Here is a 26,304-nt window from a genome sequence, read left to right on the forward strand (position 1 = left end):
TTGTTTGATCCATATGAATTTGCGTTGGTTTGTGATCATCAAAAAAACATTGACTCTTCTTATTGCTACGTTATCAGTCTCAGTAAACGCCTTTGCTGACTCTTTGCCTGAGCGTATCGATAACTTTACCAAACTCTTTGATCATGAAACGGCCGTTGAATCTTATGATATTCGACTGCTTCAGGCTGATTATCCAACTCGGTTGATCATGCCATCTTCTATGCTGCCACAAACAGCAGAGTATCCGTTGAAAGACATCCAACGCCTATACCAATTATCTAAAACTTGCAGCGGAAAGTTGCCGTTAAGTCCTTTGATCACAGAGCCTTTAGTTTTCACTCGTGCATTATGTAAGGGAACGAAACTTTCCGACCGTTGGTTTAGTCGCAGTGGCTTGATTCACCCTGGTGGCGGCTCTTATGCTGCAAGGTACGTTGAGAAGTACCCAGAAAAGTTTGATGATTTGAAGCGCTTCATGCACATCCAAGAACGACCAAACACAGAGCATGACGAACTCTTATCGCGTTTACAACAAATGGATAACGAGGCCATAACCGCATTGTTAGCTGGCGCGAGTATGTTTGTTGAGCTTAATGAGATGTGGGTAAAACGTGGTGACCGCTACTATCTATACAAAGAATCGGTGTGGAATGAAAATGCAACGCTAGCTGGGTTGTCTTTCAGTTTGTCGTCAGAAGGCAACAGCTGTTTCGTGCAGCGCGGTAACGTGTGTTGGGAAATCGAAGATCATTCAGAGCTGCTACAAGTCGCAATGTTTATCTTGGTTATCGCCAACATCATGCTGGTTTTAGGCTGGGCGGTTTACCGCTGGAATAGCAAAAAACAAGAAATGAAAAGCCGGATGTTGGTGCTTCAAATTTTAACGCATGAATTAAGAACGCCCATCGCGAGCTTATCTTTGACGGTTGAAGGGTTTAGGCGTGAATTCGAACACTTGCCAGAATCGGTATATGATGAGTTCCGTAGATTGTGTGAAGACACTCGTCGTTTAAGACAGTTGGCGGAAGCTAGTAAAGACTATTTGCAGTCGGATAACCAACCACTAGCCACTGAGTGGGTGCCAAGTGTTGAGGAGTGGTTGCAATATAAAGTTGAAGAAGATTTCGCACCGGGAATTGAGTTACGTGTGAATAAAGACATTGCTGCAAAAGTGAACGTATATTGGTTAGGAACGTGTATCGACAACCTAATCAGAAACGCCGTGAAGTACGGTGTGGCTCCAGTGATACTAGAACTGAATACTTCTGACAAGAAGCTGACATTCAAAGTTATAGATAATGGAGACTTATCCCGCAAAGATTGGGGACAGCTAAGAAAGCCATTCGTTAGTAAGAGTGGACTAGGTTTAGGTCTGACAATAGTTGAATCTATGGTCGGAAAAATGGGCGGTCACATGACGCTTATCGGCCCCCCAACAACATTTATTTTGGAGATACCTTGTGAAACAGACATTGCTTCTCGTTGAAGATGATAAAAATTTAGCTGACGGTTTATTAGTTAGCCTTGAGCAAGCTGGATATGAATGTTTGCATGCTGAGCTGATCTCTGAAGTTGAAGGCTATTGGGAACAAGCGGATCTGGTTATTCTAGACCGTCAACTTCCTGATGGTGACTCAGTAGATTCGCTTCCAAGCTGGAAGAAAAAGAAAGATATCCCGGTTATTTTGTTGACGGCTCTCGTCACAGTAAAGGACAAAGTAGCGGGCCTAGATTCAGGCGCGAACGATTACCTAACTAAGCCATTTGCAGAAGCTGAGCTTTTCGCTCGAATTCGCGCCCAACTTCGCCTACCAGACGCTGAAGAACAAGATGCCTCAAAAGTTATCGCTCAAAATCTTGTTATTGATAAAGCGACTCGTGAAGTGTTCTTTAATGAACAAGAAATTACGCTAACGCGAACAGAGTTTGACCTACTATTGTTCTTAGCAAGTAACCTTGGCCGTGTATTTACACGTGATGAGCTGCTTGACCACGTTTGGGGTTACAACCATTTCCCAACAACGCGTACTGTAGACACACATGTTCTGCAACTAAGACAGAAGCTGCCAGGTCTAGAAATTGAAACGCTACGTGGCGTTGGTTATAAGATGAAAGCATAATGAAAAAAGCCTTACTTCCACTATTAATGCTGTCGAGCGTTATAAACACGGCGTACGCAGCGGATTGGTTTAAGAGCAGTGATGCTCTAACTCAAGTTCACAAACACCTGTTAGATAACGACTTGTCTCAGATGTTTGATTCGTTAGTGGAAGTTTGGCAAATCAACTCTTCTCAATCTCGAGAGGATCACCTCAATGAACTGTTCGCTCAAGCGTTGAACAAAGATTGTGGTAAAACCCTAACCAAGAAGACCTTACCTGATTGGATAAGTTCGGTAGTTGTCAAAAGACACATCATTCAAAGCCCTGGACGTGATACGTTTCGAGTAGCGATTGATGTTGAATCTAAAAACAACATTCAAGACATCACCTTTGAAAAGTGGGTTGATAGAGTTGTTTCGTCTGATAGTGAATTCTCCAAAGACGACGAACTCGTCAATAACGCATCAGCAAGCCTTTACCATAAGCGTTATAATTTAGCGTCTCAACTAGATTCGGGCCTGTATCGTGTAAGCGTTAAAGATGATGCAGGAAACTCGTGGAGCACTTGGGTTATCCTTGGTGAAATTGTCATGCGCCAACAAGTTCGTTGGGCATCAAAAGACACGTGGCGAATCGATAAAAAAGAACTGCTAAATCCATACTGTCCGCTACCTAAGCTTGAAGTCGGTTTGTACGATTATGTCGACGAACACTACGATAAGGTGTGGGGTAAGAGTTACGAATCTGATTATCCAATGAGTTTGACGGGCGAAGAACTGCCTAATGATCGTTATGTATTAGCCGTTTCGATGGTGCATTCTCGCTGGCAAGGTGACATAGCGATAGAACAAGCACAAACTATCAGTAAAACTTATGATATTTCTAGCGAAGAAGAGTTAAAGTAATTTAGAATTGTGCCGTTAACTATGTAAGGGATCTCACAAAGATAAACGGCATGAAAAAAACTACAAAACTACTCGCAGCGTCAATTGCATTCGCCAGTCTTCCTCTTTCAGCAGCAAACTACGCCATTGAAGCGCGTGGTGATGCGATGGGTGGTGTTGGTGTTGTTTCAGCAAACTTCCTAACAGCTCCATTCTATAACCCAGCACTGGTTGCTATATATCGTCGTAATGATGATATGGGTATGATCACGCCAAGTTTTGGTGGTAGCTATAACGACCCCAACGACATGAAATCGAACATTGATAGTGTTGTTGACGCATCAAGCACCGCCGAGTTAGATGCTGCTCTTAATAAACTAGACGGAAACCAAGCCAATGTTGAGCTGGGTGGTGTGGTCGCATTTGCGCTTCCTAATCAATTTGTCGCGGCAAACCTTTTCGCTAAAGCTTACACAGAATCTTTCGCGACGCCGAATGTTTACACCACAGGTTCAGATGCAGATAAAATCGAGTTGTCTACCGTTGAAGCAGTGTCTATTGGTGTAACTGAGGTTGGCCTTTCTTTAGCTAAATACCAAACCTTTATGGGCCAACACATTTCATTTGGTATCACACCAAAGATCCAACGTATATACACATACAACTACGTTGCTTCAGTTAATGATTACGACTTGTCTGATGTGAGAGAGAACAGTGATGGAGAAACTGCCTTTAACATGGATGCTGGTGCACTTTGGTTCTTCGGCCCGTTCCGAGTCGGCGTTGCGGCAACTAACTTAATCTCTAGAGACATTGAAACCAAAGATACAACTAAAACACTGACGAGTACTGGTGGTGCAATGCACCAAGTCGGCGGTAAATACACTTACCAACTTGAGCCAGTTTACACAATTGGTGCGGGTATCGTTTCTGACTACTTTACGTTAAGTGTTGATTACGATTTGAATGAGACTGAAAAATTCACATCGTTTGATGACAACGAACAGATGATTCGTATCGGTACTGAAGTTGATCTGTTGCGTCAGCTAAAGCTAAGGGGAGGGTACTACAAGAACCTCGCTTACTCTGACTCAGAAGGTACTGTCACAGCCGGTATTGGTTTGTCACCGCTAAATTTATTCCAGCTAGACATCAGCGCTAACTACACGAATGAAAACGCTATGGGTGCTTCAATCAATTTCCTTGCTAGTTACTAATACTCCTTATATGATTCTGCTCCTAAACAAAGGAGCAGAGCATGTTAAACGACTTACCAACCCTTTCTCACGAAGAACAACAGAAAGCTGTTGAACGAATTCAAGAAATGATGACTCAGGGCATCAGCACAGCACAAGCTATCAAAATGGTTGCTGAGCAAATTCGTGAAGAAATGAGTAAAAAAGAAGAGTAGGGCATCAGCCCTTCTTTTTTACACCTTAATGCACTATAACTAAATATATTGCCCTCTAGCATATTATCTCGTACATACCCACTCTTTAGTCACCCTAATTTCCAGCCTAATCAAAACCCTTAAATTTAGTCAATTCAGCAAGTTACAGCGGAGTAATTTACTTTACAGGCTTTTCTCGGTTTATATTTGTAATTAAATTACAGCAAGATCTGAAAGTAAAACAATTGCTGTTTTAGGTGTCAGCATTTGTGTCAGTGGTTCAATGTATGGTGTTTTTTAAGACTAGTGACGTTGTGACTTCTGTTTTTAGCGGATACGAGTACATGAATGTTTATAATCAGACAAATGAGGATTTCATATAAGAACAGTGCGAGATAAGTGACGACGGTAATGTTTAAAACCGATACCGCGAGTGACTTACCACCGCTTAGAGCAAGCTTTACTAGCCAAATACGCGTCTTTAAGAGCAAGTGTTTAGGAGACTTAGAGGCGTAGGGAGCTGTTTATAGAGGGATACGTATCAAGCAGAGAATGCTATCGATGACGTGATAACATATGCGTTATTGCAATGCCGATGGTGAAAGCGCGCTTAGAGGTGTCCGAATCGAACGTAGAGAGATTGAGCCCTTTACCTTGGGTCGATATAACGAACTCTAAACTATAGGTCCGTTAAAAGTCACACTGTAACTTAATGCCATCCTCTGACTTATGTAATGAGCCTACGGTACCACCATCGTGGTCTCTGTCTGTGTTAACGCGTATAGGGTATTTGTCTGGTGTAATAACGTAGCTCTTATTCATGAGCGTATTAAAAGAGATCAACGACACTAGAGTGATTGCGAGTCAAAAAATCGAAAGGAATATGTTGAGTTTTCGGAATGCTTTGTCACTCATTATATTACCTGCGCACGTGACGTGAATGTTATGCCGTTGGCGCAGTCCGAGGCTCTATTGATTAGCCTCGGTGGAATCTACATACCCACACTTACTTTATACAGGAAAGAGATAGGTTGAACCTGTAATTAAATCAAATTGAAGCGATATTACATTGATTTTGAATGGAATTTGAGCAAAAAGTGCGGTTTTTACGGGGTGTAACGATTGTACTGTTTATTTATACAGTGCAACTGGCAGCGTATAGCGTTGTGTGAAAATAAAACTAAACACATGTTTATACGGCTAGACTTGATTCAGTATTAGAACATGCAAAGCTAATTACTTTTCAATCTTTGCATGCGCTTTAGTTGCAGTGTCACTTTTATATGGCTGGAGTTATAATTAGGACTTTTATGAGCCTCAACCTTTATCGATATCGACTTAAATCATTGTTATTAAATGGTTTATTGACTAAAACCTGTACCGTACTCGTGCTACAAATTTGATAGTTCTACTTCTCGAAACTTTTTCGGCTAACAACTTAAACAACGTTGTAGAAAAGCGAACCAAAGTTTTAAGAGCCAGTTTATGGGAAGCCTTTAAAATTAACTACAGTCTAATTGCTTATAAAGTTACGTTAAATGAAATAAGTCCTTACTATTCATCGTCTTTACGATTGACTGGCTCCTTTAGTTTTGCAATCACATAGAATATAAGATCTATGGTGGTGTTAGCTTTTTTTAAACTTTCATTAGTAGATGAGCTTTAGAATGACCAGCCGAGGGATAGGCCTGTCCATTTTATGTCCACAGTAGTTAAATTCATCACATCAACGTTTTGCTTCTGTAAGCTAGCGTCAAGGTACAGGCCATGCTTTCCTAGATAGCGTATTCCTAAACCACGGCTGATACCGAAATCCGAAATGTCTACATTTCCATAATCTTCCTTGTAAGAACCAAAACCAAGTTTGATGTAAGGAACTATTTTATATTCACTTTCAGACCACAACGATACAACATCAAATCCAGCATTGAAGTTTAAGTCAACTAATGTTGCGTCGTAATAAGTGTTGGTTGAGTTGTTATAGCTAAATTCACCGCCAAGTAAAAATCCGCTGTTAGGTATTTGGTTCGTATAACCGATCTTAATACCATTGTATTCTGAATACTTATCATCTAAAGCTTGGTAACCTACGTAAATCCTGTCGTATGATGTGTTTTGGTCGGGTGTTGTTTCATTGGAGTAGGCCGACAACGATGAAAATATGCCGAATGTCAAAGGGACAAGTATTTTAGAACGATTTTTCATTAAATATGATAACCAATTTGATTTGTTTGAATAGAGTAAACTAGCGGTTTTCTGCTTGGCTAGATGAGAGGCGGCACATATTACTTAGAGTTAATATGTCATACAAATCGTTTTGCTCATGCTTAAACTTCGGCATTTCCGTGGGTTTAGTTTAAGCACTAACATTACACAATAGCCATCCAGCTACGTATTATGTCTGGTTATATCTAATGGTGCATATCTACTTAACTCAATACAACCTATTGTATTTAAAGCGTTATAATTGAAGTATCGTGAAGTTAATTTTTCGATAGTTTGAGAGTCAAACGACAAAGGAAAAGTCGCTGATAGGGATTCAGTCTTAGTTAGATATTAAGACTTCGACACACTTACTTTTGGTGATAGTCAACGTTAGAAATTGACGGAGTGTCTCTCTAAGACTGATAGATTTGTAGTTCAGTCAATTTTTCTAGTGCGAACGTTGGTGAGAAGTCGCTGTAGTTTTCACGGACAAGGCTTAGCACCGAGTTTCGATAACCACTTGAATAACGATGATTGCTAGGCTTACCGCGAGCGCGATGAGCCAATCCGCTCGCACCGTATTTACGAAGTCGGTTCATCAGGCGTTGGATGTGACGGACACTCAAGCTGAGGATCTCGGCAGCATCGGCCCGACGTATCCGTCGCTGACACACATCTTCAATTACTTTAAAACGATTGATCTCTGAATCACTCATAGTCACCAGCATGTTGTTATGTCCATAGCGTTTACCAATATCAATTAAGCCTAGTGGTGATGAGCTAAAGGGACATTTTAACTTTGGAAAATAGTGACATTACAACTTTGCGCTTACATACTCAGTGCGTATTATGCACGTTATGTTAAATATGATTTGACGTTTATAAGGCAGGTATCTTTGTGTGATGCCCTGCCTTTATTTGGTGTCGGTATTCTCTGATTTATACTGTGTATTTAACCATGTTGGCTATTTACCATAAAATACCTAATAACCAGTGATAATAATCTTCGATTTTATCCCTGGCATTAGTTAGAGCTTAACCGCCAGCAAACTTAACTTTGTAGCCTTTCTTTTCAAGGTGCGCTTTAATCTTGTCGCGAGCGTCGCCTTGAATCTCTATGTTGCCATCTTTTACAGAGCCACCGCAACCACATACTTTTTTAAGTTCTGCAGCCATTAGTTTCAATGGTGCGTCATCTAGATCTAAGCCTGTTACGACAGAAACGCCTTTGCCTTTGCGGCCTTTGGTTTCTTTTTGGATTCGAACGATACCATCGCCTTTAGGACGTTGGACTTTCTCTTCTTCAGGTTTAATGCGACCTGTTTCTGTTGAATATACTAGGCTCATAAATTACTTCTTTTGTTGCTCTGCTTTTTGTTTAGCGAGTAAGTAAGCTTCTATATGACGTTGGATTGCAATTTTGCCGCCTTTAATTAAGCGACCGTTAAACATGCAATACCACGCATTAGGCTCTCCGGTGTCATTCTTTATCTGGTAGCCGTTAAAGTTTTCACTTGCGCCGCCAGCTCCTCTGGACTTACTTAACGCTGTGAACTCTTTTGGATCAATAATAGATGCGGTGTCAATCCACCAATCAATACTCTTCTTCACGGCAGCTAGATTGCCTTGAATAACATTGTTTTTTAACTTCGCACGCCAAACCGTGTTATTTGCATCTATCGACTGAAGATGGACGCTTCGGTAAATTGAATTAGCCATATCTATTAATCATCTTTTTGTTTTCACTGCATTAATCATAAGTATACTTTTAATGATATCAAGCATAATATGGTAAAAACAGCTGTTCAGGTACGGTAATTTGAGAAAAAAAGTCCCTATTTTAACTGACTTTGTGACAATTAATTCATTTGTTGAAAAATTAAACAGCAAAGCGACAATTGAAATTATAGATGAGTTAACAGGACATCAGTACTCTCATAATTCACTGTTAGGTATCTATAGTGATTGGAATCGCTACCATGCGTTCTGTACTAAACATCGTATCAACACACTCCCTGCATCTATTACTGCTGTTCGTCGTTTCCTCGAAACTGAATCCAATGACAGAAAGTACGCCTCTCTAAAACGTTACACTGCAACACTTAGTTTGTTGCATACTGTGCTTAACTTTGCCAACCCGATTAAACATAGGCAAGTTCGCTTTACCCTACTCCAGTTGCAAGCTCAAATGGCCGGTGACGCTAAACAAACTAATGCGATGACATCTGCACACCTGACTGAATTGAACATGTTGCTTTCTCATCAAAAAGCAAACTTAAAAGAGGTTCGTGATATTGCTATCTATAATGTGATGTTCGAGTGTGCGTTAAAACGTTCTGAGCTTAAAGCGTTAAAGATGAATGATATCGAGAGTTACGATGAAGGCTATCAGATAACCATTAAGGATTCGGCTTACAAGCTGTCACAAGTGGCTAGTGTTGCACTACAGCGATGGCTTTCTTTTACTGGTTCAGAAGATGAACTTCCTATGTTTCGTGCAATAGATAAGCACGAAAATATTAGGCTTCAACCTTTGGATGATTCTTCTATATACCGAATATTAAGAAGAGCGAGTGATATACTAGGTTTAGCAGATAACCACCATTTTTCAGGTAACTCGATTCGTGTGGGTGCCGCACAAGAGTTATCAAAACAGGGTCTTAAGGTAAGAGAGATTCAGGATTTTGGACGTTGGCTCAGTCCTGCAATGCCCGCGCAATATGTGGGCTATACCGGTACTGCTGAGAGCGAGAAAATGAAATTTAAAGCGATTGTACCTTGGCAATAAGTTGATAATGCAAAGGTACAACCGCTAACGAGATCAGCAAACGCATAACGATCAAATTATCGCGTGACCCAAGGTATGACTTGTTATAAAACGGCTAGTACCTTGTTCATCAAGCTCAAGGCACTATGCAGATAACCGTTTAGATTCGTTTGGTATAAAGCGAACTAAGCAAGACTGGTTCTTACGCAGTTTTCTAAGAACTGGCTAAATTTATGTCCATCGTGTTCAACCATTTTAGGGAACATAGAAATTGGCGTCATACCTGGGAAAGTATTGACTTCATTTAGGTAGATCTCGTTGTCTTGCGTTAAGAAGAAATCAATACGAGACAAGTGACGTAGCTTCATTTGTGTAAATACTTTGCGTGCACTGTCTGCAATCAATTCACGCTGCTCATCCGTTAGATTACTTGCTTCCACTTCAGTGATTGAGTGACTGTCTGCGCTGTATTTCTCTTCATATGAGTAGAATGCGCCATTTGGTGCAATCACTTCGCCTGGCTTACTAATGTGTAGCTCACCATCGATTTCATATGCGGCAACTTCTAGCTCTCTTGGTACGACTGACTTTTCAATAAGTACTTGATCTGAGAAGGTAAACGCCTTATCGATCGCTTCACTCAGTTCTTCAACTTCATTTACCTGGTAACAACCAACAGAAGAGCCTTGGCGAGCGGCTTTTACGAAGACTTTCCCCCAAGTTTCAAAAGCTTGGGTTGCTTGTGCGTGTGTTTGTTCTGTGTTGTCTGATAGGAACAAGTAAGGTGTGTTTGGGATACCAAGTGCATCGTACCAAAGCTTTGAAGTGATCTTGTTAAAGCTATTGTTACTCGCTTCAGAGCCACAACCTAGATACGGAATCTTAGCCATTTCAAACAATGACTGGATGTCACCTGTTTCGCCAGGAAACCCGTGAATACAAGGTACAATGAATTCGACTTTAGACTCGAAGTTATCGCCACGTAGTGTTTGATCGTTAATATCAAGGTAAACTAATTCACCAGAATCTAGACACCAACCTTCACTCTTAATTTCAACTCTCACAACGTTAAAATCAGCAACGCTGTCGAGCTGTGCAAAAAGATAATTGGCTGAAACTAAAGACACTTCATGCTCTGAAGATCCACCGCCGCAAAGAAGAAGGATGTTTGTGGTGTTCATGGGTAAATTCGGTCCTTGAAACTAGGAATACTGACTTCAATGATAAACAAAAGTCGAAATAGGTACAGTGTTTTGAAAGCTAAAATCGCCATCTAAAGATCGAGCGATTAACTATTAGACAAAACGGCTCGTCATAAAACAAAAGAAGGAGCAATTTGCTCCCTCTTTCTGAATTAAAACTTAGTTTAACTTGTTAAGCGTTGGGTATTCAGAGTTCTTGATGTCATCAATGCTCTTAACGAATGGTTTCAGATTTTGGAAAGTTGCTGGCAGGGTCGAAATTGCTTTCTTAGCTTCTAAGCGTGTCGCGTAGTCACCATAAAGAACTGTGAACCACTTAGTACCGTTAACCATTTTGTAGTTTTCCCAAACGGGTTGTGAAGTCGTTGGTAGCATTTTCACGAAAGAGTCGACCTTGCTCTGGCTGCCAACAGCAACGACTTGAACCGTGTAACCAAAGCGCTGGTTCATATCTTGTTGTTTCTGAGTTGGACCAGTCACTGTTGCTACTGGCTTAGTTCTCGTTGTTTGAGTCACTTTTTGTTCAACAGGCTCTGACTTAATAACGTTGACGACATTCTCTTCTACAACGCCTGTTTGCTCAGACTGAGATACAACTGGAGCTTCAACTTTGGCAGTTTTGTACTCTTCTTGATAGCTATCTGAAGTTACATTTGTAACGTAATCGTCTGATACACATGCAGCCAAGAGCAGTGGCAAAGTCACAATTGCAAATTTTTTCATGGAAAGCTCTATATCCTTAATAATAATTACTATAAATCATGCCGATACGTCGGTTTAGAATCAAGTTAACTTTGATATTATACACCATTAGTGGGTGACCTATTTCACAAACTTTATGCAGTGTTTGCTTATTCATCTTAATTCGGTGAATTTGCCATCAACCCGCAAGGGGAAAGTAAGTTACGATGAACTTACGTGCATTGCTAGGATATGTCTATGAATCATCTTGATCCCCTACTTAAACCCCGTTCGATTGCCGTTGTTGGTGCTTCCCAACAAGAAACACGAGCGGGATATATCGTTATGAACAACCTATTACACGGGGATTTCAAAGGTGCAGTGATGCCTGTTACGCCAAAATACGACTCTGTTGCTGGCGTACTTTCTTACAAGAACATTCTATCGCTTCCTATCGTTCCTGACCTCGCGGTTTTATGTACTAATGCTATGCGAAATGTTGCCATTTTTGAAGAGTTAGCTGAGAAAGGCATTGCCTCCGTGATCGTTCTGTCATCAGACATGCACCAAATAAGTGACAACGGCGAAACAATTGATTCTCGATGCCTAACTATAGCCAAAAAACATAACATCCGAGTGCTTGGCCCAAATAGCCTTGGCATCATTGTTCCGTGGTTAAAGTTGAATGCCTCTTTCTCTCCCGTGACTGCGCTGCCCGGTAAAATTGCTTTTGTTTCTCAATCTGCCGCTGTTTGTACCACCATTCTCGATTGGGCGAACGACAAAGAAATCGGTTTTTCTGCATTTATCTCGATCGGCAACGGCAGTGATATTGAGTTCTCTGAACTGTTGGATTATCTCAGTACTGATTCTCACACTGAAGCCATCTTGCTTTATGTTGACAGCATTAAAGATGCAAGACGCTTTATTTCGGCTGCGCGTGCAGCATCTCGTAACCGACGAATTCTGGTGTTGAAAGGAGGTCGAACAGCGAAAGGTCGAGCCGCTGCCATAGCGCATACTGGTGGTGCTGACACATTAGATATTATCTATGACTCAGCTATTCGACGTAGCGGTATGTTACGAGTTAAGAACTTACATGAGCTGTTTGCCGCGGTAGAAACACTGACTCATTCGGTGCCCTTACGTGGCGAGCGTCTTGCTATTGTTACCAATGGTGGTGGCCCCGCAATTATGGCCGTGGATACTTTATTTGATCGTGGCGGCAAACTCGCTGATTTATCAGAACAAACACTAGAAAAATTAAACAAAGTCTTGCCATCGAGTTGGTCACACAGCAACCCGATTGATATTGTTGGTGATGCGGGTGATCAGCGTTATATCGATACACTAAATGCACTACTCGACGGGGATGAAGCTGACGCGATTCTTATTATGCACAGCCCTTCTGCGATTGCTCATTCAGCCCAGACAGCTGAGCGAATTATTAAAGCAATTAAAAAACACCCTCGACATAAGCGATTTAACATTCTAACCAATTGGTCGGGCGAGCTGACAGCAAGGCCTGCAAGAAAACTTTTTACAGAAGCCGGGATTCCAACGTATCGAACACCAGAAAGTTCAGTCGTTGCTTTCATGCACTTGGTCGAATACAGACGTAACCAACGCCAATTGATGGAAACACCGACCACAGCTGAGAAAGTTCATATTGAAGATTTAGCTGATGCGAGAAATTGGATAGAGCGACAACTACTGGATAAAGAAACAGTTAGTCTTGATACTCACCAAAACAGTCAGTTTTTCAAACACTTCAATCTTGATGTCTTACCAACTTGGATTGCTTCAGACCCAAGTGAAGCGGTACACATTGCTGAAACGATTGGTTACCCAGTTGCCGTTAAACTTCGTTCTCCAGACATTGCGCATAAATCAGATGTGCAAGGTGTAATGCTCAACTTACGAAACAGTAATGAAGTGGCTAATGCTGCTCAAGCGATCCTTGATCGTTCTCAGCTGTCGTACCCTACGGCGCATATACATGGTTTGTTGATTCAAGGAATGGCGAAACTCGCGGGCGGGCAAGAACTACGTGTAAAGGTCACGACCGATGAGACTTTTGGCCCTATTATTTTACTTGGTCAAGGAGGTTCAGAGTGGGATGAATCGATTGATGCGGCAGCTGCATTTCCACCACTTAATATGACACTGGCTCGTTACCTAATCATTCGAGCAATAAAAAGTGGCAAAATTCGTCTGCAAAAGCTTCCTAATCCGATTGATATAGAGGGACTCTCAGAACTGCTGGTTCGTATATCTCAAATGGTGGTTGATTGCCCTGAAATACATGATTTGGATATCCATCCAGTACTAGCCAATGGAGACAAGTTCACAATATTAGACGCAGATATTATCTTGAAAGCTTATGAAGGTGATCCTCAAGAACGGTTGGCAATACGTCCTTATCCTGTAGAGCTCGAAGAAAACATTCAACTCAAGGATGGCACAGAGGTGCTGTTACGCCCTATTCTCCCTGAAGATGAACCACTTCACGCAGACTTCATTAATAGAGTATCGAAAGAAGATCTTTATAAGCGTTTTTTTAGTGATGTGGGTGAATTCAATCATGAGGCATTGGCTAATTTTACTCAGATTGATTTCGACAGAGAAATTGCTTTTGTGGTTGTTCGCAAAGAACAAGGTGTTCCGGCTATTATCGGTGTATCAAGAGCGCTAATTAACCCAGAAAACACAGATGCAGAGTTTGCGATATTAATTAGGTCTGATCTGAAAGGTGTCGGATTAGGTCGAATTCTTCTGACTAAAGTTATCGACTACTGCCGAGCAAAGCAGACCAAGCAAATGTCTGGGATGACGATGCCAACGAACAGAGGCATGCTAACACTAGCTCAAAAGTTGGGGTTTGAGCTAGATATTAGTTTTGAAGACGGTACTGCGGATATGGTGTTGCCGTTACTTGAGTGACCATGTCTTTTTAATGTGCTGAATACACCATGATTTGGCGTCGCCCATTTTATTGCGTCGCCAAGCCATGACGATATCAATAGCTTGGGGTTCCGTTCCTACAATTCGCTGAAGCACACCAGATTCAATCAGTGGTTCCGCGATAACACTCGGTAAAGTGCCTATGCCTAACCCTGTTGTTAGAGCTTCTACTTTTGCTGGGAAACTCGTTACGGTTAAGCGTGGTTGTTTTTCTAATATATTAATACTTAGTGCGGGTTGATCGCGTGCTGTATCGGCAATTGCAATAACCCTGTAACTTTCTCTGGCCTTCTGGTCGAACTCACCAGAACGTTTGTGAACATAATGGTTTGATGCTGCCACCCAAACCATTTCTATTTTACCTATTACGTCACTTTTAATGTCGTTTGGAATCGTATCAAGCTTTGGGCACACAAGTAAGTCAGCTCGGCCATCGGCCAGAGATTCCCAACATCCAGCTAAGATTTCTTCTTGTAAACGAACGCGTGTTTTACTGATTTTACCTAGTTCATCAACCAGTGAGAAAAAATTACTAATCGGAATAATACCATCAAAGGCGATAGTTAGATCTAGCTCCCAACCATTAGCAAGAATACTCGCATCGTTAACGAGTTGTTCAGTCGCACCAAGAATTATCCTGCCTTGTTCTAGTATTAACTGCCCCGCTTCCGTGAAATTTGCACGATGCCCAGACCGATCAAAAATCATGATGTCTAGATCTTGCTCCAACTTCTGAATTTGGTAACTCAATGATGATGGCGCTCGGTCCATTTCATTCGCTGCTGCGGCGAAACTTCCACGACGATCGATAGCATCTAGTATGTGTAATGCTTCAAGTGTTATTGGGCTATGCATAGCTTTCCTACTATAAATTGAGATTTACATCACAAAAACAGAAGCATTCACAAAATGAATGGAACTGAATAAGTCTTTTTAATACAAGTGATTAAGAGCATTAATTATGAATTAGTTGATAAAGTTGAAAATTAATTAAATGCAAATAATAGTAATTATCATTTAGATCCAATATCATCTTCGCAAATCAAGATAATACTATGGAACTAAGGTAACTATCAGATGTATAAGCAATCCCTACTCTCTGCTTCAATCGTTTTAGCGCTTTCATCAACGTCAGCCTTTGCTGAAGATTATGCCCTATTTGATGAGGTTGTTGTATCCTCGACGCGCACGAATCAAACACTTATCAATACAGCGGCTTCTGTTGCAGTCATCTCCGATGAGCAAATCGAAGAGAACATGGCAAAAAATGTTAACGAAATCTTCGAATACACTCCAGGTGTAACGATGAACTCGAGCTCTCGACAAGGTGCACAAACCATCAACATTCGTGGCATGGAAGGTAAGCGCGTAAAGATTTTAGTGGATGGCTCATCGCAACCAGCTTCATTTGATGGTGGCCCTTACGCATTTATTAACTCTAGCGGTATTTCAATCGATCCCGATATGCTGAAAAGTGTCGAAATTATCAAAGGTGCGGCTTCAAGTTTACACGGAAGCGACGCTATTGGTGGTGTTGTCGCCTTTGAAACTAAAGACCCTTCTGATTTCTTAAAAGATGGAGAAGACTTTGGCGGTCAAGCGAAACTGTCTTACTCTTCAGAAGATAACTCTTTCAGTGAGCACGTTGCATTAGCTAATCGATTCGATGACCTAGAAACATTGGTAGCCTACACTCGTCGAGATGGTGAAGAGTTGCAAAATTTCCGTAACCCTAACGACTTAGAGAACTACGCTGTAGAAGGTCAAGATACTTCAGCAGATAATCTTTTGGTTAAGTTGCAATATCAGTTAAACGAAAGTCATCGTATCGAGTTTTTAGCTGAGCTAATCAAAGATACTTCAGACTCTGACATCTACCACTCAAGCTACGATAGCTATACAGGTGCTGATGACACAACGCAAAATCGATTCGCTATTAAGCACATTTGGTTCGCTGATGGCACAATTGCCGATACTGTAACGAGTAAAGTATCGTACATTTCTAAAGAAGAGAATGGTGTAACTAAGCGCTTTAAACCTGCAGGCCCAGGTATGCCACCTTGGGTACCAGCTAACAACGACAACTTACAAACAAAAGACTACGAGTACACTGAAGATAAGCTTGAAATCGAGACTCAGCTAGATAAAGAAATTAACAACCATTACCTAGTGTATGGTGCAACTTATACACATAGTGACATCAGCAACACCAATATGGAGTATAACTCTGATCCTGCTACTGATAACCAACTTTATGTATATACTCCAGATGCTAAGGAGCAAAAATTTGGCTTGTTTATTCAAGACGAAATTAGCTTAGTGAATGACAAACTTATTGTTACCCCTGGTGTACGCTTTGACTATTTCTCAACTGATCCTGGTAACAACACCACTGAGACGTTGAGTGATTTCTCAGATTCTGCGGTAACTAGTCGTTTAGGTTCAACATACAAACTTACAGATACAGGCACTATTTTTGGCCAAATTAGCCAAGGCTTTAGAGCCCCTTCTTTTGATGAACTTTACTATACATATGATAACCCTGGACATGGGTACGTAAATGATCCAAATCCAGATCTTAAATCAGAAACCAGTATTTCATACGAGCTAGGCTATCGTCACAACACTCAAGCTTCATCATCTGAAATCGCGGCCTACTACAGTGACTACGATGACTTTATCGAGACAGTGGTTACGAAAAAGGTTGGTGGAACAACGCACTATTCTAACGTTAACTTGGATTCGGCAACGATAAAGGGGCTTGAATTCTCGAACACGTTACTTTGGGATGTCTTGGTTGGTGCGCCTAAGGGTATTTCAACTCACTTCGTAGCTTCATACACAGAGGGTGAGGACGGAAACGGAAATGCACTAAATAGTGTTAACCCTTGGAATGCGGTGTTAGGTCTTAACTATGATGCGCCAAACCAAAATTGGGGTACTAGCGTTAAGTTAAACTACACAGCTGACAAATCTGGTTCAGACATCAACTTCGATGACGAAAGTGGCGGTAACGCAGGCCAGGCTGAGCTTCCAAGCGCAACAGTTGTTGATTTAACAGCTTACTACAAACCAATGAAGGATCTGACGATTCGTGGTGGTGTGTTCAACTTAACTAACGAAGAGTACTACCGTTGGAATGATATTCGCGGTGATGATGAACTTTACAAAGAGAACACTCAAGCGGAAAGAAACTACGGTATTTCAGCTAAATACGAATTCTAACTCGTTAGAAAACTTAACGACAGAATCTGATACAGCAGAAACTAAAAAGCCAGCTTAATTGCTGGCTTTTAATTTATTTCACTAAAAAATTGTATAAAAAAGGTAATAAGTGAAATTACTTCTCTGCCATCTCTTTTTTAACCATTACTGCAGCAGCAACGATGAAAGTGATGATTAGGCCTAGTTCCATGATTAACTCCAAAGAAAATTAACATTAAACATATAATTTGCGAGCATAATAACACAGCGGATACAGAATGATACTTTTTAACCACTAATTTACTTTTTATTCGATTAAGATCAAAAAAGATGCCCGAAAGCATCTTTTAATTTTTGAATCATTCACGAAACCACTAGGTTAACCAGGGAATCCATTCGGGTTTGTTGACTGCCAGCGCCATGTATCTTCGGTCATTTCAGCCAATGTGCGGCTTGCATTCCAGCCCAGTTCTTTCTGAGCTTTAGCTGGATCTGCCCAACACTCTGCGATGTCACCAGGACGGCGTTCAACTAGCTTGTAAGGGATCTCTTTACCGCTTGCTTGTTCGAATGCTTTAACCATGTCTAACACACTTGAACCGTTACCCGTACCAAGATTGTAGATATGAAGACCATCTTTGCGCCCTACTTTCTCCAGTGCTGCAATGTGCCCATCAGACAGGTCCATAACGTGGATGTAATCACGTACGCCAGTACCGTCTTTTGTTGGGTAATCGCTACCAAATACAGACAGGAATTCACGTCGGCCAACAGCTACTTGAGATACGAATGGCATTAGGTTGTTTGGAATACCTTGTGGATCTTCTCCTAACTCACCACTGGGATGAGAACCAACAGGGTTAAAGTAACGCAACAAAGTGATGCTCCAATCTGGGTTTGCATTTTGGAAATCTGTTAAGCACTCTTCAACCATTAGCTTACTGCGCCCGTAAGGGTTAGTCGCACTTGTTGGGAAGTCTTCAGTAATTGGTACACTTGCAGGATCACCGTAAACGGTCGCTGACGAACTAAAGACCAACGTTTTAACATTAGCCTCGCGCATCGCATCAACAAGAACTAACGTACCATTAACATTGTTGTCGTAGTATTCAAGAGGCTTAGCAACTGATTCACCAACTGCTTTTAAACCCGCAAAGTGAATAACTGCTTCGATGTCGTGTTGTTTCATCGTCTCAGTTAAAAGCGCTTTATTGCGAATATCACCTTCAATGAAGTTAGGGCGAACACCAGACACTTTCTCGATACGTTCTAGAACGCTTGGTTTGCTGTTGTACAAGTTATCAAAAAGCACAGGCGTCATGCCTGCATTGATCATTTGGATACTTGTATGACTACCAATGTAGCCCATGCCACCTGTAACTAAAACATTCATGTTTAGCAGACCTTTTAATTAAAATATTCAACCTATCACTTATGATACAACAACTTACAGTGAGTTCACAAACGCCTAGTTTCATTGATGCTCTTTAAAGAGCATCAACTGGCCACATTCTTTTCATTTGGCTCAATATATCGTGTGATTATGTTGAGTGGTCCAGTCACAAAATTTAGAATCGAACATTCTTTAACCGAACATTAAGCGTTCACTCTGCATTAATAATGAGTGCTAGATTAACAGTAGTAAAAATTTGAATTCGGTCACTGTTTAATTTATTCATATATACGAGTGTCATCAGATACCCAAACCTAAAGGAATAGCGACAAGTGACGACGAAGATTTTGCTTAATTGCGATATGGGAGAGAGTTTCGGCAACTGGAAAATGGGCGATGATGAGTCGGTTATGGAATGGGTCGATATGGCAAACATTGCTTGTGGCTTCCATGCGTCTGACCCTCACGTGATGTCAAAGACAATCAAACTTGCGCAGCATTACCATACTCAAATTGGTGCTCATCCGGGCTACCAAGATTTGGTTGGGTTTGGACGTCGCTCAATCCCGCATACCATGGATGAAATAAGTGAATTAGTTTGTTATCAAGTGGGCGCATTACAAGCGCTTTGCCGCTATCACCATACCTCTATTGGGTATGTGAAACCTCATGGTGCCCTTTATAACGATATGATGGCGAACACCGATGTTTTTAACGCAGTCGCTCAAGCGGTAGCTGAGTTTAATATTCCTCTGATGATTCTCTCTTCTTCTGATAACCAACAGTATTTAGATATTGCTGATGATCAAGACTTACCTCTTTTGTTTGAAGCTTTCGCAGATCGAGCGTACTTGAATAATGGCCAACTTGCGCCGCGAACCCGGAAAGGTTCGGTTTACGTTAATCAAGATGACATCTATAACCAAGTCATGCAAATTGTTAATTATGGTTCAGTAACGACGATTGAGGGTGAAAGACTGCCCATTGAGGCAGATACAATTTGCGTGCATGGTGATAACCCTCAATCCATCGCTCTGATTAGAAAAATCAGACAAGATCTTAATACGTTTAATTAGTACGAAGCGTAAGTCTATCGCACGCTAATTATTAAGTAATGATTGTTAAATCCTATGTGACTTAGGACATGGAAGTTAAAAAGCTAAAGCTAAGTTGAAAAACAAGAATATCAAAATGTATGGAAACGAAATGACGACGAATCCGATTGAATTTAATATAGCGCCGGTTGCCGAATGTAGCGTTTTAATCACGTTAACGTTGCCGCATTTAAAAGGTGATACTAATGCGATCAATGCGCAGTATATGGCTCATTTTGCTGATGCCATTCGCCAGAACTTAACAACCGTATTGATGAATGTGACACCCGCTTACCACACTATATTGGTTGACTACTTACCTTATCGAATCTCAGAGCAACAGTTTATCAAACAGCTTAATTCGCTATTAGCTGCAGCGCTTTCTTCCTTCTCAGAGACTCAAGAAACGCTCAATGTTATTGAACTACCCGCCTATTACTCACCTGAAACCGCGCTTGATTTAGATAGGTATCAGGAGAAAGGCTTATCGATTGAGGATATCATTGAATATCACACCTCTCAGACCTACAGTGTCAGCGCGATAGGATTTATTCCCGGCTTTGCCTTTATGTCGGATGTGGTGAGTAGGCTTGCGTTACCACGTCACTCAACCCCGCGTTTAAGTGTTCCTAAAGGAAGTATCGCAATTGCAGGATCAAAAACGGCGGTTTACCCATCGGAGTCACCAGGTGGTTGGAACATTATTGGCAACTGCCCTTTGTCGCTGTTTGACCACAGCCAATTGAAGAACGCAGATACTACACAAGTTCCGCTATCACTGCTGAATGTAGGTGATACTGTCCGTTTTAAAGCGATATCAAAACATGAGTTTATGGATCTTAGGTTTATAGCGCTTGGTGGAGATATCACATATGGGTAAATTAAATAATAAACCGACGCTTACAGTAGTTAAACCAGGCCCTTTGAGTTTGATTCAAGACTTTGGCCGATTTGGTGTCGCTCACCTTGGGTTGACACAAGGCGGGCCAGTTGATGATTACTCTTATAGTTGGGCTAATTATCTATTAGGAAATGCCGTTAACTTAGCGGCGTTGGAAATTACACTCGGTCAATGTGCGTTAAAAATAGATTTTGATTGTGAGATGGCGTTATGCGGCGGCGATCTACAAGCGAAGTTAGATGGTATGCTTTTAGGGAACTGGAGTACTTTCCAAGCTTTTAAAGGACAAGTCCTCTCATTTGGTCTACCTAAAAATGGATTAAGAGCGTATTTGGCAATTAAAGGAGGCTTCGATGTTCCTTCCACCCTTCATAGCTGTTCGACTGTAACGAGAGAACAGATTGGTGGGCTTGATCAAGATGGAGAACCCTGTAAACAAGGGCAACAAATTGGTTTTTCCAAGCATCGTATTACTCGCCCTTTTAAAGCGTTGAGTGTGACCTTCCGCTATAAACCGGATTACAACCTACCAGTAAATTTAAGAGTTATTGAAGGTTACCAAAGCAACCTCTTCTCAGAACCAGCAAAAGAGACGTTGTATAATACGCAATATAACGTTGACCAGAATTCGAATCGAATGGGCTATCGACTCAATGGCGAGCCAGTCGATTCCCTTGATATTTCTCTATTGTCCGAAGGTATCGCCCTTGGTGCGATTCAAATCCCACGAGATGGGCAACCGATCGTATTGCTCAATGACAGACAGACCATTGGGGGTTATCCAAAGATTGGATGTGTTGCGAGAATCGACTTACCGCGCTTGGCACAAGCCAAACCAGGGCATCCAATTTCGTTTAGTAGAGGCGATCGCTTAGGGCTTCAAGATGTATGGTGTCAGTGGGCGCAGTTTTTTGGTTATTGATCTTTTCTGTTTAGAATGGCTATTCGAAGCTTCCGCGACTATGTTCGCATAAAAAGGCGTTTAAATTATAAACCCAGCTTACTACTTGCTAGTAAGCTGGGTTTGACTTTTGGCATCTTGGTTTGGGTAACAAACAAGGCTGAATAAGCTTTTAGTGGTGCTCTTGCCCTGATATTTTAGCAAGAGCGTCCGGGTAACCACGTTCCTTGGTCAAGTCTATCGCTCTGTTTTCAATATCATTTATGTTAAGTGACATTGTCACTGAGTGTGCGCTTTCAATCGGCATAGTCTCGGTCACACCAAACCAACGTTGAGCAACCTTCTGCGCGGCCTCTAGTGTTGAAGACGCCTTTACGACTTCAAGTCGAGCATAGCGATCACCACAGAATGAAACATCTGAAGCTCTTAGACTCGGATCGGTTCCTGGAATCTGCTGCGCGCCAAACAGAGGTTTGCCACCAACCATTGCAGAACTAAAACTTGGGATGAACTGAGACATATGCGTAATTGCAGCACGAGTTCTTAATTCAAGTTGCTCTTCGCTCCAACCGGATACGATTTTCTTAAGAAGCTTTGAAGGCAACTGTGGCTGGGACGAATCTGTTGATGAAGAAACTAGCCCACCCTCAAACAGAGTAATCCCTTCTGTCATACCGTGAAGTTGGAACACACCATCAGCATACGGCGTTAATTGCGCCATACCTTGCGGGGTGCCTCTCGGGCCATGGAAGATTACCTCTGGCCACTCTTCTTTGCATTCTTGAGAATATGGCCACTCTGTCACGTATGCAGCTTTGAACTCAACAAGTCTTTGTTGTTTCGAACCGACAAAATCATCCACAATACCTGTTTCAAACCCACTAGCATTGATCAAGTAGTCAGTCGTCAGATGTTGGTTTTGGTTTTCATGGTCTGAGTAAGTCAAAGACCAGCCTTGTCCTGTCGATTCAACAGACTTTAAGCGACTGTTGGTCAACACAGTACAATTCGGTTGCTTACCTAAAGACAGTTGAGCCGTCGCCGAAAGTCGAAATACACTCCAGCCATACTCTTGAACCATTGCGACCGGGTATTTAAGCGTATCTAAATTAGTATGCTTAGCAAAAGGAATGCACCAGTCGTCGAGTGAAATCGGTTTTAGAGGCTGAGTTTTTGTAGAAAGGGCTAACAACTCATCTTTGCTATAAAGTTTGTAGTACTCATCCGGGTCACCAAGCACTTGATTGCTGTTATCTTGTTTAACAAGCTCAGCGTAAGCGTTTTTGATTATCTTTAAACGAGGAAGTAGATCCATTGGTTCCCCACCATCACTATGCGGCACAGCAATGATTGTTGGGCGTATATTGATGGTGTGTGGGAATAAACGGACGGTATCAATAGACTGAGTGAGAAGTTGTAGACATTGCTCTACAGAAATATCTCGATACAAATTGCCGCCCGCGTGCAGGTGGCAAATAGGTGGGCCATTAACCAAACTCGGCCCTTTTTCCAAGATAGTGACATTAAAACCCAACTCACTAAAGTGAATCGCACTTGTCGTTCCGGCAATGCCGCCACCAACAATGGCAATAGAAGGTTGATTTGTATCCGTTTTGTTGTGGTTCATCGTGTTCTGTAGAATATGATTAACTGTCTCTATTCTACTTTTGTTCTGCGACGAATTAAAACACATTTTTATCAAGGTCTTAGTTGGGCACTTATTAATATCTATGTAAAAAATATAAATAATCTCTTGACTCAATAACTCCAGATAGAGTTTTAAAGGTTATTCTAACAGTCGAATTTGCCCTAAGTGACGCCACATAAAGGCTGCCTCAATACTTGTAAAACAATGATGTTAACTTATCCCTAAAGTTATCCACCGTTTTTGTGGATAACTGTTGATAACGTTCTTGCTAAGTTGCGCAAACCCTTTGTTTACAGGGACTAACCGTTGTTCATTAAATCGGCATTATTGCTCAATAACTTTTAATTAATGCTAAAAAATGTCGATTTTAAGGTGTGAAATTTTTTACTTATACTACGAGTTGGTCAAATAAAAAACGATCTAAAGCGGTGTATTATAGATAGTGCATGACTAAGTATAAAAAATTCACTTTAGACCGTTTGACTCGATTTCGTTAATTTTTAATCTTTACTTGCCGTCTGTTGGTTTTTAACCAAAATCTTTGTTCATTGGCGCTAACAATCGTTTAATCAAACTATTCACGACAGCAGCTAGCGTGATGAAAGTAAGAATTGGTAAAACAACCCAGAGCATTGGGTGAAGCGATGGTTCTAACTCAAAACCAAAGTTCATTACACCGGCTACGCTAAGTTCTGAACCTAGAGCAGCAATAGAACCCGCGACTAAAGCCATTAAGCCATATTCACACCAAATCGTGTTGAGAATCCGCTTCTTACTTGCCCCTAGAGTTCGATACAAGCGTATTTCTTGTTGTCTTTGGGATAAACTCAACCTTAGTAAGGTAAAAATGAGTAACAGCCCCGCTACAACACCCAAAGCCGCAAGCACGGTAATAGACCAAACAATCTGCTTGAGTAGTTCCTGGATCTTACTACCCATTTTACGAATATCCATCAAACTGACGGTTGGATGCTTTCGGGACAGTTCGTTGAGCATTTGATTGTGTTGCTCTTCGAGCCTGAAGCTCACTAGCCAGGTTGACGGAATCGAACTCAAAACATCAGGAGTAAAGATAAAATAGAAGTTCGGTTTCATTTCGCGCCACTCTACTTCTCGGATGCTATTCACTTTTGCGGAAACGCTTTGGCTATTAATGGTAAACGAAAGTTCATCATCAATCTTCAATCCAAGTTGATCAGCCACATCAGATTCAACAGACACGCCCTGCCCTTGTGTCCAACTGCCTTCTAGCACCTCATTGTATTCAGGCAAACTATCACCCCAAGTGAAATTAATCTCACGACTAAGAGCGTCGGTCTGATCAGATGTATCGCTGTATTCTGCTGCCTCTACGCCATTGATTGTCGTCAATCGTCCACGAATAATTGGAAATGCTTGAGTACGCTCTACTTCATTCGAGTCAATGGTCGCGAGATAACTGTCTTTTTCATAGCTCGCAATATTCAGTGCGAAAGCATTGGGTGCGTTTTCAGGTAAGGTTTGTTGCCAATCGGATAATAAATCGCTTCTTACTAACCAAATAATCGATAACAACATTAAAGACAAAGCCAAAGAGCCAAATTGGATGCCCGTTGCTAATGGTGTTCGATTAATTCGGCTTAACGCCAAGCGCATCGATGTTGACGTTGGCAACTTACTGAATAGGCGAAGAACAACCGTACTCACTATTGCTAGCACTAAGAACAGGCATGCAATACCCACTAAGACTATCCATACCAACAAGTTATCGCCGTACATCAACATCATTGGAATAATAGGAACGAGCAATAACAAGTACTTCTTATAACTTTCGTTTGACTGGTGGCTCGATTGAATCACGCTGATTGCTGAGGTCGAGACCAAGCCAATCAATGGAATTCCGAGTGCAGGAACACCAATCAAAAGACTAGATAAAATGGCCAAAATAGCAGGTTCTGCACCATAGCTAGGAAGCGGCGTTGGCAGTAAGTCTCCGAGCGGAATTCGAAGCAAAAACTCTAGGCCTATACCTATAGCGATGCCTAATACTGCACCAATAACCACAAGTAGAAAGACCTGTACTGACAGCCATTTAATGATCCATTGCTTACTCGCCCCCAAGCTTTTAAGCATCGCGATGGTTTTACGACGACTCGCCACATAGTGCTGGCAAGTTAAAACTAAAGTCGTTGCAGCCATAATCACCACGATGGCAACGGTCAGTGACAGGTATTGCGTGGTGCTTTCAAACATCTCATTGGTGCGGCTTGCTGAATCTTGCGTGCGCCATCGATCGCTTGGTGTTAATTCGATACTGTCTTGAGCGGATTTAAGCTGTGTTTCATCGCCGTTCAAAAACAATCTAAAGCTAACGCGACTGCCCGGTTGAATTGCACCCGTGGCATCGATATCACTTTCGTGTATCAATACTGCAGGCATCTGTTGGAATGGGTTAAAGCTCAACCCAGGCTCTTGGGTGATTCGCCCTGTTATCGTTAAATCCGCATCGCCAATCGTGACATTGTCACCAATTTCAACTTCAAGTTGAGCAAATATACGTTCATCCAGCCAAAGTTCCCCCGGCTCTACGTGATTTCTAAACGTATCATTAGCTTGCTGAAGTATCATTTCGCCGCGTAATGGATAATTGCTTTCAACAGCCTTAACCGTGACTAACTGCATTGAGTGGTCACTAAATGCCATGGTTGAAAAACGGGTTAATTGGGAGCTTTCTAACTGCTCAGCTTCAGTGAGTTCGAGTAAGAGCTGTGGGATTGGGTTCGCCGAAATAAACACACTGTCCGCTGTTAAAGCATCCTTTCCCTGCTTAACAATGACTTGTTCCATACGCTCCGCCAACGCTGACAACGCGAATACACAGGCAATAATTAGCGTTAAAGCGATCGATACTGGCCACAGTTGTCCGTGTCGAATCTCTTCTATACTCCATGAAAACAGGCGTTTGTTGAGTCCCTTTGATGAATTCAAT

The 26,304-nt window shown here is 41.6% G+C and carries 21 protein-coding genes and 1 pseudogene; 11 read left to right on the forward strand and 11 right to left on the reverse strand.

Going from position 1 to position 26,304, the window contains the following annotated elements; genetic code table 11:
• The first annotated feature begins 13 nt into the window (after positions 1-13).
• The 5 genes from vxrA to L8S15_RS07675 are packed head-to-tail and all read left to right on the forward strand — an operon-like array spanning position 14 to position 4,397.
• The gene (gene vxrA, locus L8S15_RS07655) at positions 14-1,486 is read left to right on the forward strand and encodes a sensor histidine kinase VxrA (protein WP_010429689.1); all 1,473 of its coding nucleotides are present in this window, start codon (positions 14-16) and stop codon (positions 1,484-1,486) included.
• Positions 1,461-2,120, forward strand: coding sequence for a response regulator transcription factor VxrB (gene vxrB, locus L8S15_RS07660; protein ID WP_010429687.1), 660 nt, complete (start codon positions 1,461-1,463; stop codon positions 2,118-2,120). Before vxrA ends, vxrB begins: the two co-directional genes overlap by 26 nt.
• Positions 2,120-3,007 (forward strand): DUF2861 family protein, encoded by an 888-nt coding sequence (locus L8S15_RS07665; RefSeq protein WP_016785253.1) that lies wholly within the window; start codon positions 2,120-2,122, stop codon positions 3,005-3,007. The genes vxrB and L8S15_RS07665 overlap by 1 nt, the downstream gene beginning before the upstream one ends.
• 50 nt (positions 3,008-3,057) lie before the next feature.
• On the forward strand, positions 3,058-4,203 hold the full coding sequence (locus L8S15_RS07670; protein ID WP_010429683.1) for a conjugal transfer protein TraF: 1,146 nt from the start codon (positions 3,058-3,060) through the stop codon (positions 4,201-4,203).
• A 41-nt stretch (positions 4,204-4,244) separates the two neighbouring features.
• Entirely contained in the window at positions 4,245-4,397 is a 153-nt protein-coding gene (locus L8S15_RS07675; RefSeq protein ID WP_010429681.1) for a YoaH family protein, read from the forward strand.
• A 594-nt stretch (positions 4,398-4,991) separates the two neighbouring features.
• Here L8S15_RS07675 and L8S15_RS07680 read toward each other — a convergent pair.
• From L8S15_RS07680 to L8S15_RS07700, 5 genes and pseudogenes are all read right to left on the reverse strand, one after another.
• A pseudogene (locus tag L8S15_RS07680) lies at positions 4,992-5,234 on the reverse strand (hypothetical protein); the annotation flags it as partial.
• 804 nt (positions 5,235-6,038) lie between these two features.
• Entirely contained in the window at positions 6,039-6,581 is a 543-nt protein-coding gene (locus tag L8S15_RS07685) for a hypothetical protein (protein ID WP_280572387.1), read from the reverse strand.
• 413 nt (positions 6,582-6,994) lie between these two features.
• Entirely contained in the window at positions 6,995-7,309 is a 315-nt protein-coding gene (locus tag L8S15_RS07690; protein ID WP_016785952.1) for a helix-turn-helix domain-containing protein, read from the reverse strand.
• Positions 7,310-7,616: 307 nt separating this feature from the next.
• Positions 7,617-7,928 carry a stress response translation initiation inhibitor YciH gene (yciH, locus tag L8S15_RS07695; RefSeq protein WP_008221404.1) on the reverse strand — a complete coding sequence of 104 codons (312 nt, stop codon included), beginning with the start codon at positions 7,926-7,928 and terminating at the stop codon, positions 7,617-7,619.
• A gap of 3 nt (positions 7,929-7,931) precedes the next feature.
• Entirely contained in the window at positions 7,932-8,300 is a 369-nt protein-coding gene (locus L8S15_RS07700; RefSeq protein WP_010429671.1) for a DUF3319 domain-containing protein, read from the reverse strand.
• A 100-nt stretch (positions 8,301-8,400) separates the two neighbouring features.
• On the opposite strand from L8S15_RS07700, the gene L8S15_RS07705 reads away from it, so the two are divergent.
• Positions 8,401-9,369 carry a tyrosine-type recombinase/integrase gene (locus tag L8S15_RS07705; RefSeq protein WP_102363280.1) on the forward strand — a complete coding sequence of 323 codons (969 nt, stop codon included), beginning with the start codon at positions 8,401-8,403 and terminating at the stop codon, positions 9,367-9,369.
• A 164-nt stretch (positions 9,370-9,533) separates the two neighbouring features.
• Here the strand turns inward: L8S15_RS07705 and L8S15_RS07710 are convergent, their stop codons facing one another.
• Both L8S15_RS07710 and L8S15_RS07715 read right to left on the reverse strand, forming a co-directional pair.
• Positions 9,534-10,529, reverse strand: a complete 996-nt coding sequence (locus L8S15_RS07710) for a D-alanine--D-alanine ligase (protein WP_010429666.1) — start codon at positions 10,527-10,529, stop codon at positions 9,534-9,536.
• 180 nt (positions 10,530-10,709) lie between these two features.
• Positions 10,710-11,273 carry an SPOR domain-containing protein gene (locus tag L8S15_RS07715; RefSeq protein WP_010429664.1) on the reverse strand — a complete coding sequence of 188 codons (564 nt, stop codon included), beginning with the start codon at positions 11,271-11,273 and terminating at the stop codon, positions 10,710-10,712.
• Between the two features lie 216 nt (positions 11,274-11,489).
• Here L8S15_RS07715 and L8S15_RS07720 point away from each other — a divergent pair, with 216 nt between their 5' ends.
• Positions 11,490-14,174: a bifunctional acetate--CoA ligase family protein/GNAT family N-acetyltransferase gene (locus L8S15_RS07720; RefSeq protein WP_010429661.1), complete on the forward strand. Its 2,685-nt coding sequence runs from the start codon at positions 11,490-11,492 to the stop codon at positions 14,172-14,174.
• On the opposite strand, the gene L8S15_RS07725 is transcribed toward L8S15_RS07720, so the two are convergent.
• Positions 14,163-15,050, reverse strand: coding sequence for a LysR family transcriptional regulator (locus L8S15_RS07725; RefSeq protein ID WP_010429659.1), 888 nt, complete (start codon positions 15,048-15,050; stop codon positions 14,163-14,165). The genes L8S15_RS07720 and L8S15_RS07725 overlap by 12 nt on opposite strands.
• Positions 15,051-15,272: 222 nt before the next feature.
• Between L8S15_RS07725 and L8S15_RS07730 the strand changes: the two genes are divergently transcribed.
• Positions 15,273-17,420: a TonB-dependent hemoglobin/transferrin/lactoferrin family receptor gene (locus tag L8S15_RS07730; protein ID WP_280572398.1), complete on the forward strand. Its 2,148-nt coding sequence runs from the start codon at positions 15,273-15,275 to the stop codon at positions 17,418-17,420.
• Positions 17,421-17,778: 358 nt separating this feature from the next.
• Here the strand turns inward: L8S15_RS07730 and galE are convergent, their stop codons facing one another.
• Positions 17,779-18,792 (reverse strand): UDP-glucose 4-epimerase GalE, encoded by a 1,014-nt coding sequence (galE, locus tag L8S15_RS07735; RefSeq protein WP_010429653.1) that lies wholly within the window; start codon positions 18,790-18,792, stop codon positions 17,779-17,781.
• A gap of 332 nt (positions 18,793-19,124) precedes the next feature.
• Between galE and L8S15_RS07740 the strand changes: the two genes are divergently transcribed.
• The 3 genes from L8S15_RS07740 (at position 19,125) to L8S15_RS07750 (ending at position 21,709) form a co-directional block, all read left to right on the forward strand.
• The gene (locus L8S15_RS07740) at positions 19,125-19,868 is read left to right on the forward strand and encodes a 5-oxoprolinase subunit PxpA (protein ID WP_010429651.1); all 744 of its coding nucleotides are present in this window, start codon (positions 19,125-19,127) and stop codon (positions 19,866-19,868) included.
• A gap of 130 nt (positions 19,869-19,998) precedes the next feature.
• Positions 19,999-20,766: an allophanate hydrolase subunit 1 gene (locus L8S15_RS07745; protein ID WP_010429648.1), complete on the forward strand. Its 768-nt coding sequence runs from the start codon at positions 19,999-20,001 to the stop codon at positions 20,764-20,766.
• Entirely contained in the window at positions 20,759-21,709 is a 951-nt protein-coding gene (locus L8S15_RS07750) for a biotin-dependent carboxyltransferase family protein (protein WP_280572401.1), read from the forward strand. The genes L8S15_RS07745 and L8S15_RS07750 overlap by 8 nt, the downstream gene beginning before the upstream one ends.
• Before the next feature lie 151 nt (positions 21,710-21,860).
• Here L8S15_RS07750 and L8S15_RS07755 read toward each other — a convergent pair whose 3' ends face one another.
• Together L8S15_RS07755 and L8S15_RS07760 are read right to left on the reverse strand one after the other, a co-directional pair.
• Positions 21,861-23,315: an NAD(P)-binding protein gene (locus tag L8S15_RS07755; RefSeq protein ID WP_010429644.1), complete on the reverse strand. Its 1,455-nt coding sequence runs from the start codon at positions 23,313-23,315 to the stop codon at positions 21,861-21,863.
• 549 nt (positions 23,316-23,864) lie between these two features.
• Entirely contained in the window at positions 23,865-26,303 is a 2,439-nt protein-coding gene (locus L8S15_RS07760) for an ABC transporter permease (RefSeq protein WP_029189175.1), read from the reverse strand.
• Position 26,304 lies beyond the last annotated feature (1 nt).

The organism is Vibrio sp. S/42/10, from assembly GCF_029890535.1.
In the GTDB taxonomy this organism is placed as follows: domain Bacteria; phylum Pseudomonadota; class Gammaproteobacteria; order Enterobacterales; family Vibrionaceae; genus Vibrio; species Vibrio cyclitrophicus.